Source organism: Marivivens marinus, assembly GCF_035969385.1.
In the GTDB taxonomy this organism is placed as follows: domain Bacteria; phylum Pseudomonadota; class Alphaproteobacteria; order Rhodobacterales; family Rhodobacteraceae; genus SELP01.
In genome coordinates this window covers 300,950-318,010 of sequence record NZ_JAYKKJ010000001.1, presented here as the reverse complement: position 1 = coordinate 318,010, position 17,061 = coordinate 300,950, and the positions used below count along the sequence as shown (strand labels likewise).

The following is a 17,061-nucleotide window of genomic DNA, read 5'->3' as shown; positions in this document are numbered from 1 at the left end:
GATGCAGCATCAACCGGGCCAGACAAAGGGACCGCCATGACCATCGACAGCATCGACGACGTGCAAAACCTCCTCGCCGGGCAGGGCTATGTCTGCGGGCGGGCGCTGGCCACCGTGGGGTTCCTGTCGCTGAAACTCGGGCGGCCGCTGTTTCTGGAGGGCGAGGCAGGCACCGGCAAGACCGAGATCGCCAAGGCCATCGCCACCGCGCTGGGACGGCGTCTGATCCGGCTGCAATGCTACGAAGGGCTGGATGCGGCCAGCGCGGTCTACGAATGGAACTTCGCCGAACAGATGATCGCGATCCGCACGGCAGAGGCAGCTGGCGGCGCCGACCGCGACCTGCTCAGGGCCGAGCTGTTCACCGAAGACTACCTGATCGAACGCCCCCTGTTGCAGGCCATGCGCCCGCAGCCCGGCGGCGCCCCCGTCCTGCTGATCGACGAGATCGACCGCACCGACGAACCGTTCGAGGCGTTCCTCTTGGAAGCCCTATCCGATTTTCAGGTCACCATCCCCGAACTGGGCACCATTAGGGCCCCCGAGCCGCCCATCGTCATCCTCACCTCAAACCGCACGCGAGAGGTGCACGATGCGCTGAAACGGCGCTGCCTGTATCACTGGGTCGACTATCCCACTTTTGACCGCGAGATGGAGATCCTGCACGCCCGCGTCCCCGAAGCGGCCGATGCATTGACGCGCGAGGTCGTGGCCTTTGTCCAGCGGCTGCGCGGCGAGGACCTGTTCAAACGGCCCGGCGTGGCTGAGACCATCGACTGGGCCAAATGCCTTCTGGCGCTCGACGTGGTCGCCCTCTCGCCCGAGGTCATTGCCGACACGCTGGGCGCGGTGCTGAAATATCAGGACGACATTCAACGCCTGCAAGGAACCGAGGCGCAGCGCATTCTGGACGAGGCACGCGCCGGTCTTGAAGGCGCATGACGGCAGCCGACGCCCCCCTGCCCGAAACCGACGGCCGCCTGCCAGACAACATCACCCATTTCGCGCGGGCGTTGCGGCGGGCGGGCCTGCCTGTCGGGCCGGGGCGGGTGGCCGATGCGATCCGGGCGGTTCAGGTTGCGGGCTTTACCGAACGGGCGGATTTCTACTGGACCCTGCACGCCTGTTTCGTGTCGCGCCCCGAACACCGGCAGGTCTTTGCCCAGACCTTTCGCCTGTTCTGGCGCGATCCGGCCTTTCTTGAACATATGATGGCCTTCCTGCGGCCCGCCGTGCGCGGCGTGCAGGACGAGGAACAGGCCAACCCCGGCGCGAAACGCGCGGCAGAGGCGCTGCTGGACGGGCAGGAACGCGAGGTGCCCAAACCCCGTGACACGCCCGAAACCGAAGCGGTTGAGATCGACATCGACGCCAGCCTGACCGCCTCTGCCGAAGAGCGGCTGCGCACGTTGGATTTCGAACAGATGACCGGCGCCGAAATGGCCGAGGCGAAACGGATGCTGGCCCGGATGACCCTTCCGATCCGCCCGATCCAGTCGCGGCGGACGATGGCCCGGCCCGGCCCCCTGCCCGACTGGCGGCGGACCCTGCGCGCCAGCCTGCGGCGCGGTGGAGAGATCACCGAATTCGTCACCCGCAAGCGGCGGGAACGGCCCCCGAACCTTGTGGTGCTCTGCGATATCTCGGGGTCGATGTCCGCCTATTCCCGCGCGGTGCTGCATTTCGTCCACGCCGTCAGTAATGCCAAGGGGCAGGGCTGGGCACGGGTCCATGCCTTTACCTTTGGCACCCGGCTGACCAACATCACCCGCCACATGGACCGGCGCGACGTGGACGCCGCCCTGCGCGCCGCCGGGGCCGAGGCGCAGGATTGGGAGGGCGGCACCCGCATCGCCGGGGCGATCCGCGCCTTTAACCGGGATTGGTCGCGCCGGGTGCTGGGGCAAGGCGCGGTGGTCATCCTGATCACCGACGGGCTGGACCGCGACCCCGACGGCGGGCTGGACAAGGCGATGGAACGGCTGTCTCTCTCGGCGCGGCAGGTGATCTGGCTGAACCCGCTGTTGCGCTGGGATGGGTTTGCGCCCAAGGCTTCCGGCATCCGCGCCATGCTGCCGCATGTGACCAGCTTCCGGGCGGGGCACAACATTGCCTCGCTTCAGGGGCTGGCACAGGCGATCGGATCAGCGCGGGACGCCGGGGACAAGCCGCGCTATATGGCGGCGTTGCGCGATCAGGGGTGATTTGCCGTCGCTTTTGCCCTGATGGGCGGCGATTCCCGGCAAAAACGCCCCAAAGCCGCTCACACCCCAATTTTGTGATCACACTTTCAAAAACTGTGATCACAAATGTCGGATTTTACCGCTCACAGGAAAAATAACCGTTCTTTGCAACCGAATCTTATGCTTTGGCTGGATGAAACCGAAGCCTAGCGAGGGACGTTAGATGAATATCCACGAATATCAGGCCAAGGCGCTGCTGCGATCCTATGGCGCCCCCGTCTCGGACGGCCGCGTTGTTCTGCGCGCCGAAGAGGCAAAATCCGCCGCCGGCGAACTGGATGGTCCGCTTTGGGTCGTCAAGGCGCAGATCCACGCAGGTGGCCGCGGCAAGGGCAGCTTCAAGGAAGCGGACGCCGGTGAAAAAGGCGGCGTGCGTTTGGCCAAATCCGTGGAAGAAGCCGCCGAGGAAGCCAAGAAGATGCTGGGCCGCACCCTTGTGACCAAGCAGACCGGCCCGGCGGGCAAGCAGGTCAACCGCATTTATATCGAGGACGGCTCGGGCATCGAGCGCGAACTCTATCTCGCCCTTCTCGTCGACCGCGCCACGTCGCGCGTGTCCTTCGTCGCCTCGACCGAGGGCGGCATGGACATCGAAGAAGTCGCCGAAAGCACCCCGGAAAAGATCCTGTCGTTCAGCGTCGACCCGGCCACCGGCTATCAGGCCTTCCACGGCCGCCGCATCGCCTTTGGCCTTGGCCTCGAAGGGCCGCAGGTCAAGCAGTGCGTCGCGCTGATGGGCACGCTTTACAAGCTGTTCACCGAAAAAGACATGGAGATGCTGGAAATCAACCCGCTGATCGTCACCGACAAGGGCGACCTGAAGTGCCTTGACGCCAAGATGGGGTTTGACGGCAACGCCATGTATCGGCACCGCGACATCGCCGAGTTGCGCGACACGACCGAGGAAGACCCCAAGGAACTGGAAGCCTCCAAATACGACCTCAACTATATCGCGCTGGACGGCGAGATCGGCTGCATGGTCAACGGCGCGGGCCTGGCCATGGCGACGATGGACATCATCAAGCTTTACGGCGCGGAACCGGCCAACTTCCTTGACGTTGGCGGTGGCGCCACCAAGGAAAAGGTGACCGAAGCCTTCAAGATCATCACCTCGGACCCGAACGTGAAGGGCATCCTTGTGAACATCTTCGGCGGCATCATGCGCTGTGACGTGATCGCCGAAGGCGTGGTCGCCGCGGTGAAAGAGGTCGGCCTGCAAGTGCCGCTGGTCGTCCGTCTGGAAGGAACCAACGTCGAGAAAGGCAAGGAGATCATCAACACCTCCGGCCTGAACGTGATCGCCGCCGACAACCTGTCGGACGGGGCAGAGAAAATCGTGAAAGCCGTGAAGGGATGATCGCGCGTCTCGGTATTCCGGCGCTCGTTGCGCTTGCCGCGCTTGGCGGCTGCGTAGAGCCGGGCGCAAACCCGCCTGCGCAGCCGGTATCAGCGGCCAGCGCCGCTGGCCCGGTTGTGCCGGGTGAAACACCTGCCGACGCGATTTTCGCGGCCGCCCTATTTGGCCAAATCTGTGCCGAGAATGCGCCGACTTTCCGGAACGCAGGTGCGACGCTGGGTGGGTTGCCGTTCCGGCAGCATCCCCAAACCGGCACCTACTACCACAGCAATGTGAACCTGTCGGTGAAAATCTTCCCACCGTCTTCGGGCACGACGGCCTGTTCAATGGTCTTCGTTTCGCGCGACGACGCAATGACCATTGGTTTGGCAATTGCCGCGCAAGTCTCGGACGATGGGCAAATCGGGGTCAATCCTGACACTGGCGCAACGATGGCACAGGGCCCGGGTGGGACTGTGCTGATTGTTGAACCGACGATCCGGCAAGGCCGGGACCAATTCTACCGCGCCGTTTTGCGCGCGGGAAACTAAGATAAGGGAGCGCCGAAAATGGCCATTCTCGTAGACGAAAACACCAGGGTTATCTGTCAGGGCTTCACCGGCTCGCAGGGGACCTTCCACTCTGAACAGGCCATCGCCTATGGCACCAAGATGGTCGGCGGCGTGACCCCCGGCAAGGGCGGGCAGACCCACCTTGACCTGCCGGTCTTCAACTCGGTTCACGAAGCCAAGGCCAGGACCGAAGCCAACGCATCGGTGATCTACGTGCCGCCGCCCTTCGCCGCGGATTCGATCCTCGAGGCGATCGACGCCGAGATGGAGCTGATCGTCTGCATCACCGAAGGCATCCCGGTGCTGGACATGATGAAGGTGAAGCGGGCGCTGGAAGACAGCAAAAGCCGCCTGATCGGCCCGAACTGCCCCGGCATCATCACCCCCGACGCCTGCAAGATCGGCATCATGCCCGGCCACATCCACAAGCGTGGTTCGGTCGGCGTCGTGTCCCGCTCGGGCACGCTGACCTATGAGGCCGTCAAGCAGACCGCCGACATCGGTCTGGGCCAGTCCACCGCCGTGGGCATCGGCGGCGACCCGATCAAGGGGACCGAACATATCGACGTGCTGGACATGTTCCTTGACGACGACGAGACCCAGTCGATCATCATGATTGGCGAGATCGGCGGCACGGCGGAAGAAGAAGCCGCCGAATTCCTTGCCGAACAGAAGAAGAAAGGCCGCTGGAAACCGGTCGCCGGTTTCATCGCTGGCCGCACCGCCCCTCCGGGCCGCCGCATGGGCCACGCCGGCGCGATCGTGTCGGGCGGCAAGGGCGACGCGGAATCGAAGATCGAAGCCATGCGCAGCGCAGGCATCATCGTCGCCGACAGCCCCGCCACGCTGGGCGAAGCCGTGCTGAAGGCAATCGGCTGATGAACACGTGGTCGGGCACGCCCTTTGGCTGCTGTGCCCGACCCCATCACGACGGCACCAATACGGTGCAAATTCTTCGTCCAAGATAACCAGCACCGAACCGTTTTCGCACTTACGAGGCCCCGTAATGACCGAACATCCCTCCAACGACGTCTTCCACGCCTCCAGCTTCCTGCAAGGCCACAACGCGGATTATATCGAGCAGCTTTATGCCCGATATGCCGCCGACCCTTCGGCCGTGGACGAAGCGTGGCGCGATTTCTTCTCGTCCCTCGGGGATGCCCCCGCCGATGCGCGGGCAGAGGCGACCGGTCCCTCTTGGGCGCGGGCCGACTGGCCGCCGGTGCCGAACGACGATCTGACCGCCGCGCTGGATGGGCAATGGGCCGAAGACCCCAAGGCCGCAGGCGACAAGATCAAGGCGAAAGCCGCAGAAAAGGGCGTCGGCCTGTCCGAGGAACAGGTCCGCGCCGCCGTTCTGGACAGCATCCGCGCCCTGATGATCATCCGCGCCTACCGGATCCGGGGCCACCTGGTGGCCGATCTGGACCCGCTGGGGATGCGTGACCAGACCCCGCACCCGGAACTTGATCCGGCCTCCTACGGGTTCACCGACAAGGACATGGACCGTCCGATCTTCATCGACAACGTGCTTGGTCTTGAAATCGCGACCATGCGCCAGATCATCGACATCGTGCGCCGGACCTACTGCGGCACCTTCGCGCTGCAATACATGCATATTTCCAACCCGGAAGAGGCCGCCTGGCTGAAGGAACGGATCGAAGGCTACGGCAAGGAAATCCAGTTCACCAAGAACGGCCGCAAGGCGATCCTGAACAAGCTGGTTGAGGCCGAGGGCTTCGAGAAATTCCTGCACGTGAAATACATGGGCACCAAGCGGTTCGGCCTTGATGGGGGCGAGGCGCTGATCCCGGCGATGGAACAGATCATCAAGCGCGGCGGCGCGCTTGGGGTCGAGGAGATCGTCATCGGCATGCCCCACAGGGGACGCCTGTCGGTTCTGGCCAACGTGATGGGCAAGCCCTATCGCGCCATCTTCAACGAATTCCAGGGCGGCAGCTTCAAACCCGAGGACGTGGACGGTTCGGGCGATGTGAAATACCACCTTGGCGCCTCCTCCGACCGCGAATTCGACGGCAACAAGGTGCACCTGTCGCTGACCGCCAACCCCTCGCACCTCGAGGCGGTGAACCCGGTGGTTCTGGGCAAGGTCCGCGCCAAGCAGGACCAGAAGAACGACGTCGACCGGATCAAGGTTCTGCCGATCCTGTTGCATGGCGACGCGGCATTCGCCGGTCAGGGCGTCGTGGCGGAAGGCTTTGGCCTGTCGGGCCTGAAAGGACACAAGACCGGCGGCACAATGCATATCGTCGTCAACAACCAGATCGGGTTCACGACCGCGCCGCACTTCTCGCGCTCGTCCCCCTATCCGACCGACATCGCCCTGATGGTCGAAGCGCCGATCTTCCATGTCAACGGCGACGACCCGGAAGCGGTCGTCCACGCCGCCCGCGTGGCGACGGAATTCCGCCAGAAGTTCCACAAGGACGTGGTGCTCGACATCTTCTGCTATCGCCGCTTTGGGCATAACGAAGGCGACGAGCCGATGTTCACCAACCCGGTGATGTACAAGCGGATCAAGACCCACAAGACCACGCTGACGCTCTACACCGAACGGCTGGTGGCCGACGGGTTGATCCCCGAGGGCGAGATCGAGGATATGAAGGCCGCGTTCCAGGCCCACCTGAACGAGGAATTCGAAGCCGGCAAGAACTACAAGCCGAACAAGGCCGACTGGCTGGACGGGCGCTGGTCGCACCTCGACAAGCGGGATGCCGACAACTACGAGCGCGGCACCACCGCCATTTCGCCCGAAGCGATGAAGGACATCGGCCGCGCGCTGACCACCGCGCCCGAAGGCTGGAACATGCACCGCACCGTCGAACGGCTTCTGGCAGCCAAATCCGAGATGTTCGAAAGCGGCACCGGCTTCGACTGGGCCACGGGCGAGGCACTGGCCTTCGGCTCTCTGATGCTCGAAGGCTATCCCGTGCGCCTGTCCGGTCAGGATGCGACCCGCGGCACCTTCAGCCAGCGGCACTCGGGCTTCATCGACCAGGTGACCGAAGACCGCTACTACCCGCTCAACCACATCCGCGAGGGGCAGGCCCAGTACGAGGTCATCGACTCCATGCTGTCGGAATACGCGGTTCTGGGCTTTGAATACGGCTACAGCCTTGCCGAACCCAACGCGCTGACCCTTTGGGAAGCGCAGTTCGGCGATTTCGCCAACGGCGCCCAGATCATGTTCGACCAGTTCATCAGCTCTGGCGAATCCAAATGGCTGCGGATGTCCGGTCTGACCGTCCTTCTGCCGCATGGCTTCGAAGGGCAAGGGCCGGAACACTCTTCGGCCCGGCTGGAACGGTTCCTGCAAATGTGCGGCGGCGACAACTGGATCGTGGCCAATTGCACGACGCCCGCGAACTACTTCCACATCCTGCGGCGGCAGCTGCACCGGACCTACCGCAAACCGCTTATCCTGATGACGCCGAAATCGCTTCTGCGGCACAAGATGGCGATCTCGGACGCCGAGGATTTCACCACCGGATCGTCCTTCCACCGCGTCCTCTGGGACGATGCGCAGAAAGGCCATTCCGACACGAAACTGGTGGCCGATGACAAGATCAAGCGGGTCGTCCTGTGTTCCGGCAAGGTTTACTACGACCTGCTGGAAGAACGCGACGCGCGCGGCATCGACGACATCTACCTGATGCGGATCGAACAGTATTACCCCTTCCCCGCCCTGTCGATGGTGAAGGAACTGGAACGGTTCAAAGGGGCCGAAATGGTCTGGTGTCAGGAAGAACCGAAGAACCAGGGCGCCTGGTCCTTCATCGAACCGAATATCGAATGGGTGCTGACCCGGATCGATGCCAAGCACAAGCGGCCAACCTACGCTGGCCGCCCTGCCTCGGCCTCGCCCGCCACCGGTCTCGCCTCTCAGCACAAAGCACAACAAACGGCGCTCGTGAACGATGCGCTGACCATCGAAGGGAATTAAGCCATGAGCATCGAAGTCCGCGTGCCCACCCTTGGCGAAAGCGTCACCGAAGCCACTGTCGCCACCTGGTTCAAGAAGCCCGGCGACGCCGTCGCAGCCGATGAAATGCTGTGCGAACTGGAAACCGACAAAGTAACCGTCGAAGTGCCCGCGCCCGCCGCTGGCGTCCTGTCCGAGATCGTGGCCGCCGAAGGCGAAACCGTCGGTGTCGACGCGCTTCTGGCCCAGATCACCGAAGGCGAAGGTGCCGCCCCGGCGCCGAAGGCAGAGCCCAAGGCCGAAGCCGCCGCCCCGGCCCCCGCGGCCACCGCGCCCGCCAAGGACGTGGAAGACGCCCCCAGCGCCAAGAAGCTGATGGCCGACAACAACCTGTCCGACGGCAGCGTTCAGGGCACCGGGAAGGACGGTCGGGTGATGAAAGAGGACGTGCTGAACGCACTTTCTGCCCCGAAACCCGCCGCATCGGCCCCCGCCGCCGCCCCGGCAGCGCCCCGCTCCGCACCCGACGCCGCGCGCGAGGAACGGGTCAAGATGACCCGCCTGCGCCAGACCATCGCCCGCCGCCTGAAAGAGGCGCAGAACACCGCCGCGATGCTGACGACCTATAACGAGGCCGACATGTCCGGCATCATGGCGCTGCGCAACGAATACAAGGACCTGTTCCTGAAGAAGCACGGCGTGAAACTCGGCTTCATGTCCTTTTTCGTGAAGGCCTGCTGCCACGCGCTGAAAGAGGTGCCGGACGTGAACGCCGAGATCGACGGCGATCACGTGGTCTACAAGAACTACGTCCACATGGGCGTGGCCGTCGGCACCCCGACGGGCCTCGTGGTGCCGGTGGTCCGCGACGCCGATCAGAAAAGCTTTGCCGATATCGAAAAGGAAATCGGTGAACTGGGCGCCAAGGGCCGCGATGGCAAGCTGACCATGGCCGAAATGCAGGGCGGCTCCTTCACCATCTCCAACGGTGGTGTCTATGGCTCGCTCATGTCCTCGCCCATCCTGAACCCCCCGCAATCGGGGATCCTCGGGATGCACAAGATCCAGGACCGGGTGATGGTCGAAAACGGGCAGATGGTGATCCGGCCGATGATGTATCTGGCCCTGTCCTACGACCACCGGATCGTCGACGGCAAAGGCGCCGTGACCTTCCTCGTGCGGGTCAAGGAAGCGCTGGAAGACCCGCGCCGGTTGCTGATGGATTTGTGATGCAAGGCGAAAACGCCTTTGCCTTCCGCGTCGCCGTGATCGGAGCGTATCTGATCGCGGCGGTGCTGATGTTCTTCCCGATTGCCCTCACGATCCATGCATTTGGGGCAGGTGAACTTGGTTCTGGTATCGAGACTTTCCTGTTGAAGTCCTTGATACCCTTGTCATGGGCGTTTTTCGCTGAAGGGCTGCGACGGCGTAGCAGACTTGCACTGCTGCCACTGGCCATCATCATCGGAAATCTCGTTTGGATCGCCATCGATACCTTTTTCGCAAATGCCAACATGGAAATGGTCAGTTCCCCGTTTATCGGGGGCCTGATGCAAATGGCGATCGCTCTGTTCGTCGCTCAGTTCGTGATTGTTGGCGGCTACGCAGAGTTCACCGTGAGACAATGGTGGCAAGGACGCTTGAACTGATGAATCTTTGCAATTCCATGCGCCTCCGAAATCCCATTGCTTTTCTCACAGGCAACATAGGGCAGCGCCCGACCCTGGGTGGGCGCAAGGCGCCCTCCCGTGGGGAGGGTCGGGCGCTGCCCGTGTCGCAAGCGACCCGGGCCAAGTGACATGACCCCCGAACTCACCATCCTTGCCCTCGCCGCCCTCCTGCAGGGCGTCCAGTTCTGCATCTATTCGGTGCTTGCCAATATTCAGGTCACCCCCCGCTATGCCCTGTCCCCGCGCGATGAACCCCGGCAGTTGACCGGCATCGCGGGCCGGTCCCAGCGGGCGCTGAATAATCATTTTGAGAGTCTTGCCCTCTTTACCCCTGCGGTTCTGGTGATAACCCTCTCGGGCAATGAATCCAGTTTCACCGCCTCCTGCGCGGGCCTCTACCTTGGCGCCCGCCTTCTCTACGTCCCCGCCTACCTGTTCGGCTGGTCCCCCTGGCGGACCGTCATCTGGTTTGCGGGCTTCCTTGCAACCATGGCCCTGCTTCTGGCAGCATTGGTCTGACCTGACAGGCCAAACCGACCGAATAACGAAGGAACTCTCCCATGTCCTATGACGTCATCATCATCGGCGCCGGTCCCGGCGGATATGTCTGCGCGATCCGTTGCGCACAGCTGGGCCTGAAGACCGCCGTGGTCGAAGGGCGCGAAACGTTGGGCGGCACCTGCCTGAACGTGGGCTGTATCCCATCCAAGGCCCTGCTCCACGCCTCGCACCAGTTGCACGAGGCAGAGCATAACTTTGCCAAGATGGGCCTGAAGGGCAAAGCCCCCTCGGTCGACTGGGCGCAGATGCTGACCTACAAACAAGAGGTCATCGACGGCAACACCAAGGGCATCGAATTCCTGTTCAAGAAGAACAAGGTCGACTGGATCAAGGGCTGGGCCAGCATCCCCGCCCCCGGCAAGGTCAAGGTCGGCGACACCGTGCACGAGACGAAGAACATCGTCATCGCCTCCGGCTCCGAAGTATCGCCGCTGAAAGGCGTCGAGGTTGACGAGAAAACCGTCGTCACCTCCACCGGCGCGCTGGAACTGGGCAAGGTGCCGAAATCCATGATCGTCATCGGGGCCGGCGTGATCGGCCTTGAACTGGGCAGCGTCTACAAACGGCTGGGCGCCGACGTGACCGTGATCGAATTCCTAGACCAGATCACCCCGGGCATGGATGGTGAAATTCAGAAGACCTTCCAACGGACCCTGAAGAAACAGGGTATGACCTTTGTCATGGGCGCCGCAGTGCAATCCGCTGCGAAAAAGGGCAAGGGGGCCGAGGTCACCTATAAGCTGCGCAAGGACGACAGCGAACACACGGTGCAGGCCGATGTGGTGCTGCTGGCAACCGGGCGGCGGCCCTTCGTCGAAGGGCTGGGGCTGGACGCGCTTGGTGTCACCCTGACCGACCGCGGGCAGATCGCCGTGGACGGCCGCTATGCCACCAACATTCAGGGCGTCTATGCCATCGGCGACGCGACCCCTGGCCCGATGCTGGCTCACAAGGCCGAAGACGAAGGCATGGCCGTGGCCGAGGTTCTGGCCGGTCAGCATGGCCACGTGAACTATGACGTGATCCCCGGCGTGATCTACACCCACCCCGAAGTCGCCAGCGTCGGCAAGACCGAGGAACAGCTGAAGGAAGAAGGCCGCGCCTATAAGGTCGGCAAGTTCAACTTCATGGGCAATGGCCGCGCCAAGGCGATGAACGCGGGCGAAGGTTTCGTGAAGATCCTCGCCGACAAGGAAACCGACCGGGTGCTGGGCTGCCACATCCTCGGGCCGGGGGCTGGCGAACTAATCCACGAGATCTGCGTCGGCATGGAATTCGGTGCCGCGGCCGAGGATATCGCCCGCACCTGCCACGCCCACCCCACCCTCTCCGAAGCCGTGCGCGAGGCTGCACTGGCGTGCGGCGACGGTCCGATCCACTCCTGATCGGGAACTGGTTGAAAGCGGCGGCGCGGCCCGGGTCACGGGCCGCGCCGTTTGTGTTTTGAAGCACTGAACTCTGAAATCACAGCGCGTATTGATCCCTCACGTATCAACTTAAAGAGGATCATTCGTCATGACCAAGACCTTTCTGTCCGCCCTGTCCCTTGCCGCCCTGCTCCCCCTGTCTGCCGTGGCCGACAGCATTTCGGGCACCTATGACAACACGCTCGACACGCTTTACGCCGTGTCCCAGCCTGGTAGCCGCGCCCCTGATGGCGACAGCTATTGCAAGGAAACCTTCGGCAAATTCGTCGGCAGCACCGTCAGCGGCACCTACGACATCAACACCACGACCCTGATGATGTCGGCCACCGCCACCTTCGAAGGGTCCGAGGCGTCGATGTTCCCGCTGGGCATTTCCGGGCGCTATGCCTTCATGACCGATGGCGTTCCGGCGCCCCTCTCCGACATGGGTGTGAACCGGATCATCCTGAACCTGTCCACCGATTTCTCGGACAAGGAAAGCGATGTGCTGTTCAATGGCAACGCCGACTACAACTGCCTCCTGTCCAACCGGGCCGCGAACTAACCCGTGCTGCGGGTCGGCCCCGGCTGGCCCGCAATTCTTCCCAAGGTTGCGAAACATTCGCCCTATTTTGGCCCGATTATCCCGTCAGACCGGACAAGGTTAAATTGTTCAGGTCTACACAGATGATCAAAAAGTTCATTGCACCCTCGACTCTGGCCATCGCCCTGACGATGGGCATGCCCAGCACCGCCAACGCCGGCGTCCCCTATGGTTATTTCGGGGATCTGCGGTTTGTCGCGGAAACCTCGCTTCCCGGCGGGGTCGCGCTTTGCCACTACACCACGAAATACCATGTCGGCTATCTGGGGTTTTGGCGCAGCAGCAACGGATACGTCCTGTCGCCATCAGGCTGCGAAGGGGACAGCTTTCGCGCTATCAGCTATGACCAGATGCAAAGCTTCCAGAAGCTCGGGATGATTTCGCCTGATCTGCCGACCGCCCCCTCCATGAACGGCAAGGAACTGCTATCCGGCTTTGCGGGCACCGCACTGTTTGGCACCCTTGCGCTGATGAACCTGATCTCGACACTGCGCCACAACCGACCCGGCAAGCGGCGGCGCAAGGCCGCACCGCAATGCGCGGTCGCCACCCTTGCCGCCATGTGCCACGTCGCCAAGGCAGACGGCCATGTGGACGAAACCGAAATCACCGCGATCGGCGTCCGGGTCAGCGAATTGACCGGCCACAGCTTCAGCCGGGAACGGATCGCCGAGATGATTCATATGGCCGACGACCACCTGTCGCCCCATGAATACAGCCAGTTCGGCGCGGGCCTGTCCGAGGCAGACCGTCGGATCGTTTTGGAAGGGGCGCTTGGCGTTGCGGTTGCGGATGGGGAAATCCATCAGGCCGAACACGCCTTCATCACCAACCTTGCACAGGCGCTTGGCGTGCAGGGGGATGAATTCCGCCTTTTGCTGGGGCGGCTTGCCGCCGGTCTTGGCGGCGGCGGCAGGGCTATGGCCTAGCCCTTCAGCATCCGCAGACCCTGCGTCACATCTGTGCGCACCGCAAGCCGTAGGCCGGGTTCATCCCCGGCCTTCAGCGCGGCTAGGATCAGCTTGTGGTGATAGGGCGGTTCCTTGCGGTTCAGCCGCCCATAAAGCGCCCGCATCGTCGGCCCAAGTTGAAGCCAGACCGTTTCCGTCATCGCCAGCATCGCCGGGGCCTGTGCCCGCAGATACAGGGTGCGGTGAAATTCAAGGTTCATCCGGATATAGCCCGGCGCGTCATGGCGGGCGACCATCTGGCTGACCCCCTGATTGATCGCCTCCAGACGCTCGATCAGGGCGAAATGGGCGCGCGGCAGGGCCCGTGTCGCCAGCTCCGGCTCCATCATCGCGCGGATCGTCGCCAGCTCTTCGATCCGTTCATTGGTCAATTCCGGCGTCGATACCCGGCCCGAGGACGACAGAAACAACGCGCCTTCCGCGACAAGCCGCCGGATCGCCTCGCGCGCGGGGGTCATGGAGACATCGAATTCCTTGCCGATGCCGCGCAGGGTCAGGGCCTGCCCCGGCATCACCTCGCCATGCATGATCCGGGTACGCAACGCGCGATAGACCCGTTCATGGGCGGCTGAATTCGGATCGATGGGGCGGGACTGGATCAGCATGGGCGCAATGTGATCACAAATCCACCGGCGGTCAATCGGTGAACCGGACCCGGTGCAGCGCGTCACCTTCGGTGCGCAGCCAGCGGCGGCAACGGTCGTGGTCCGGGAACAGGCGGGCGACGACCGCCCAGAAGGCGGCAGAGTGGTTCATCTCGACCAGATGCGCCAACTCATGCGCGGCGACATAGTCCAGCACGTCGGGCGGGGCCATGATCAGCCGCCAGGAATACATCAGGTCGCCCGCCGATGTGCACGACCCCCAGCGCGACCGGGTATCGCGCAGGGTGATCCGGCCATAGCTGCGACCCAGCGCAGCGGCATATCGGTCCGAGGCGGCGGCCAGCGCGTCCCGCGCCTGTGCCTTTAGAAAGATCTGCACCCGCGTGCCGGCAGTTGCCGGATCATCCGGCACCCACAGCACCCCGTCCCGCAGGGCCGCGCCGCGCTGCCGGTCAGCGGCCCGCACCGGCAGCGCCTGCCCCCGAAACGGCACAACCCCGCCAAGCCGGACCGCATGTTCATCCCGCATCGCGCCCAGATGGTCACGCAACCACCCCTCGCGCGAGGCGATGAACGCAACGCCTTCGCGCTCTGGCACCCCATGCGGCAGGGTCAGGGTCACGCGGCCATCCAGCCGCGACACCCGCAGCGACAGCCGCCGCGCGCGGGCCGACCGGCGCAGTTCCACCGTGATCGGGGGGTTGCCATCCAACACATGCCGGGCCATATGCAGCTTCTCGTTTCCAAAACGTGCCAAAGCCTTTGACACCATTGCTGGCTTATGGCAGGTGGCGGCGATCTGCTGCAAGTGCACGACAAGAATTTGAAGGGATAGCCATGCCCAAGGAAGAATGGGGTACCAAGCGTATCTGCCCGACGACCGGCAAACGCTTCTACGACCTGAACGCAAACCCGATCATCAGCCCCTATACGGGCGAGACGGTCGAGATCGACACCAACAAGAACCGAACCATGGTCGCGGACGCCGAAGACGCGCAGACCAAGAAGCTGAAGGCTGCCGCCGCCACCGAGGATGACGATCTGATTCTCGATGACGACGACGCTGACGACGTGGATCTGGGCGACGACGTGCTGGAAGAAGACGACGATGACGACAACGTCTCGTTCGACGACCTTGGCGATGTCGCCGCAAACGACGACGACTAAAAATTTTCCTTCGGGCGGGAATTTCACTCTTGATCTCGCCCGAAGCGCCGCATAGTTAGCGGCCACGCGAACGGAAACGTCGCACAGTGGGGCCTTAGCTCAGTTGGGAGAGCGCTTGCATGGCATGCAAGAGGTCAGGGGTTCGACCCCCCTAGGCTCCACCAAATTCCCTTCTTTTGCAGAATAGATGCAGCCGGAACGGTGCGTTCTATGGTGCCGTTACGCTGCTCCAGCGGCCTCGTTGGAACCGCGCTGCACAAATGAAAAGGCACCCCGCGGGGTGCCTTTCTGTTGCGCGGTCGTGGCGGGGCGGATCAGTGCCCGCCGATGATTCCCGTGCGCACGCTGTAATCCGCCGCGATCTCGTAATCCGGGTCATCGTCGCTATCGACCATCAGGTGCCCGGCCTTGGTCAGCAGGCGATGACAATCGCGGCTCAGGTGGCGCAGCATGATCCGCTTGCCCGCCTCTTCGTACTTCGCGGCCAGCGCCTCGATCGCCTGTAGCGCGGACTGGTCCGCCACCCGGCTGCCGGCGAAATCGACGATCACCGTATCCGGGTCGTTCTCCACGTCGAAGATCTCGGCAAAGCCATCGGTGGACCCGAAGAACAGCGGCCCCTGAATTTCATAAACCTTGGCGCCCTTTTCGGTGTGCGATTCGCGGGTGACCGCGTGGATACGCTTGGCATTGGTCCAGGCATAGGCCAGCGCCGACACGATCACCCCTACGACCACGGCAGTGGCGAGGTCGGTCGCCACGGTCACGACGGTCACAAGGACGGTGACGAAGGCATCGGTCAGCGGCACCTTGGCAAGGATGCGCAGCGAATTCCACGCGAAGGTCCCGATCACCACCATGAACATCACACCCACAAGCGCGGCCAGCGGGATCTGTTCGATCAGCGGCGAGGCGAACAGGATGAAGGATAGGAGGAACAGCGCCGCCACTGTGCCCGATACGCGGCTGCGCCCGCCGGACTTCACGTTGATCATCGACTGGCCGATCATCGCACAGCCGCCCATGCCGCCGAAGAACCCGGTCACGGTATTGGCCACGCCCTGCGCCACGCATTCCTGACTGGCGCCACCTTTGCGGCCGGTAATCTCGCCCACGAGGTTCAGGGTCAGCAGGCTTTCGATAAGGCCCACGGCGGCAAGGATCACGGAATAGGGCAGGATGATCTGAAGCGTCTCCCAGGTCAGCGGCACCATCGGAATATGGAACGGCGGCAGCCCGCCTTCGATCGAGGCCATGTCGCCCACACGTGGCACATCCAGCCCCAGCCCGATCACGATGGCGGCGGTCAGGCCGATCCCCGCCAGCGGCGCTGGAATGGCGTTGGTCAGCTTCGGCAGGCCCCAGATCACCAACATCGTAAAGGCGACCAGCGCCAGCATCAGCACCAAGGGCATCCCCGACAGCCACTCGCCCCCCGACATGCCATGCCCCGACGCCTCGGCGCTGCCGGGCACCTGGAACTGCGACAACTGGGCAAGGAAGATCACGATGGCCAGCCCGTTCACAAAGCCCAGCATCACCGGATGTGGCACAAGCCGGATGAATTTGCCCCAGCGCAGGAAGCCCACGGTGATCTGGATGAGCCCCATCAGGACGACGGCGGCAAACAGGTATTCCACCCCATGCTGGGCAACAAGGCTGACCATGACCACGGCCAGCGCCCCTGTCGCGCCGGAAATCATGCCCGGCCGCCCCCCGATCAGCGCGGTGATCAGCCCGACGATGAAGGCCGCATACAGGCCCACCAGCGGATGCACCCCGGCGACAAAGGCAAAGGCCACCGCCTCGGGCACCAGCGCCAGCGCCACCGTCAGCCCGGACAGAACCTCTGTCTTCAGGCGGGCGGGATGCATGTCGCCCGGTTCAGGGGCAAAGGACAGCCGGTCGGCGAAGGCCGCGAATGTGGATCGGGTCATGGGGGAAACCTGTGGATTGCTCTGGTCGCGTTGGCAGCCCCCTACA

At 63.4% G+C, this 17,061-nt stretch carries 16 protein-coding genes and 1 tRNA gene; 14 read left to right on the top strand and 3 right to left on the bottom strand.

The genetic code is table 11. The features are described 5' to 3' along the window. Positions 1 to 36: 36 nt before the first annotated feature. From U3648_RS01640 to U3648_RS01585, 12 genes are all read left to right on the top strand, one after another. On the top strand, positions 37 to 942 hold the full coding sequence (locus U3648_RS01640; protein WP_420857492.1) for an AAA family ATPase: 906 nt from the start codon (positions 37 to 39) through the stop codon (positions 940 to 942). After that, the gene (locus U3648_RS01635; protein WP_420857491.1) at positions 939 to 2,204 is read left to right on the top strand and encodes a vWA domain-containing protein; all 1,266 of its coding nucleotides are present in this window, start codon (positions 939 to 941) and stop codon (positions 2,202 to 2,204) included. Before U3648_RS01640 ends, U3648_RS01635 begins: the two co-directional genes overlap by 4 nt. 202 nt (positions 2,205 to 2,406) lie before the next feature. Continuing rightward, the gene (sucC, locus tag U3648_RS01630) at positions 2,407 to 3,600 is read left to right on the top strand and encodes an ADP-forming succinate--CoA ligase subunit beta (RefSeq protein WP_420857490.1); all 1,194 of its coding nucleotides are present in this window, start codon (positions 2,407 to 2,409) and stop codon (positions 3,598 to 3,600) included. Further along, positions 3,597 to 4,130: a hypothetical protein gene (locus U3648_RS01625; RefSeq protein ID WP_420857489.1), complete on the top strand. Its 534-nt coding sequence runs from the start codon at positions 3,597 to 3,599 to the stop codon at positions 4,128 to 4,130. The genes sucC and U3648_RS01625 overlap by 4 nt, the downstream gene beginning before the upstream one ends. A gap of 18 nt (positions 4,131 to 4,148) precedes the next feature. Then, the gene (gene sucD / locus U3648_RS01620; protein ID WP_420857488.1) at positions 4,149 to 5,030 is read left to right on the top strand and encodes a succinate--CoA ligase subunit alpha; all 882 of its coding nucleotides are present in this window, start codon (positions 4,149 to 4,151) and stop codon (positions 5,028 to 5,030) included. Between the two features lie 127 nt (positions 5,031 to 5,157). Beyond that, complete coding sequence (locus tag U3648_RS01615; RefSeq protein ID WP_420857487.1) at positions 5,158 to 8,115, top strand: 2-oxoglutarate dehydrogenase E1 component; 2,958 nt, start codon at positions 5,158 to 5,160, stop codon at positions 8,113 to 8,115. A 3-nt stretch (positions 8,116 to 8,118) separates the two neighbouring features. Then, the gene (odhB, locus tag U3648_RS01610) at positions 8,119 to 9,324 is read left to right on the top strand and encodes a 2-oxoglutarate dehydrogenase complex dihydrolipoyllysine-residue succinyltransferase (protein ID WP_420857486.1); all 1,206 of its coding nucleotides are present in this window, start codon (positions 8,119 to 8,121) and stop codon (positions 9,322 to 9,324) included. Further along, entirely contained in the window at positions 9,324 to 9,743 is a 420-nt protein-coding gene (locus U3648_RS01605) for a hypothetical protein (RefSeq protein WP_420857485.1), read from the top strand. The genes odhB and U3648_RS01605 overlap by 1 nt, the downstream gene beginning before the upstream one ends. A 150-nt stretch (positions 9,744 to 9,893) precedes the next feature. Beyond that, a complete protein-coding gene (locus U3648_RS01600; protein ID WP_420857484.1) occupies positions 9,894 to 10,283 on the top strand; it encodes an MAPEG family protein in 390 nt (129 codons plus the stop codon). A gap of 41 nt (positions 10,284 to 10,324) precedes the next feature. Further along, positions 10,325 to 11,710 carry a dihydrolipoyl dehydrogenase gene (gene lpdA / locus U3648_RS01595; RefSeq protein ID WP_420857483.1) on the top strand — a complete coding sequence of 462 codons (1,386 nt, stop codon included), beginning with the start codon at positions 10,325 to 10,327 and terminating at the stop codon, positions 11,708 to 11,710. Positions 11,711 to 11,840: 130 nt separating this feature from the next. After that, entirely contained in the window at positions 11,841 to 12,296 is a 456-nt protein-coding gene (locus U3648_RS01590) for a hypothetical protein (RefSeq protein ID WP_420857482.1), read from the top strand. A 122-nt stretch (positions 12,297 to 12,418) separates the two neighbouring features. Then, positions 12,419 to 13,264 carry a tellurite resistance TerB family protein gene (locus U3648_RS01585; protein ID WP_420857481.1) on the top strand — a complete coding sequence of 282 codons (846 nt, stop codon included), beginning with the start codon at positions 12,419 to 12,421 and terminating at the stop codon, positions 13,262 to 13,264. Here U3648_RS01585 and U3648_RS01580 read toward each other — a convergent pair. Both U3648_RS01580 and U3648_RS01575 read right to left on the bottom strand, forming a co-directional pair. Then, the gene (locus tag U3648_RS01580) at positions 13,261 to 13,911 is read right to left on the bottom strand and encodes a GntR family transcriptional regulator (RefSeq protein ID WP_420857480.1); all 651 of its coding nucleotides are present in this window, start codon (positions 13,909 to 13,911) and stop codon (positions 13,261 to 13,263) included. The genes U3648_RS01585 and U3648_RS01580 overlap by 4 nt on opposite strands. A gap of 31 nt (positions 13,912 to 13,942) precedes the next feature. Then, entirely contained in the window at positions 13,943 to 14,638 is a 696-nt protein-coding gene (locus U3648_RS01575; RefSeq protein ID WP_420857696.1) for a M48 family metallopeptidase, read from the bottom strand. 110 nt (positions 14,639 to 14,748) lie between these two features. Between U3648_RS01575 and U3648_RS01570 the strand changes: the two genes are divergently transcribed. Together U3648_RS01570 and U3648_RS01565 are read left to right on the top strand one after the other, a co-directional pair. Then, on the top strand, positions 14,749 to 15,078 hold the full coding sequence (locus U3648_RS01570) for a TIGR02300 family protein (RefSeq protein WP_420857479.1): 330 nt from the start codon (positions 14,749 to 14,751) through the stop codon (positions 15,076 to 15,078). Positions 15,079 to 15,166: 88 nt separating this feature from the next. After that, positions 15,167 to 15,242, top strand: a tRNA-Ala gene (locus tag U3648_RS01565). A gap of 150 nt (positions 15,243 to 15,392) precedes the next feature. Here the strand turns inward: U3648_RS01565 and U3648_RS01560 are convergent. Then, positions 15,393 to 17,015 carry a SulP family inorganic anion transporter gene (locus U3648_RS01560; protein ID WP_420857478.1) on the bottom strand — a complete coding sequence of 541 codons (1,623 nt, stop codon included), beginning with the start codon at positions 17,013 to 17,015 and terminating at the stop codon, positions 15,393 to 15,395. Between the last annotated feature and the right edge of the window lie 46 nt (positions 17,016 to 17,061).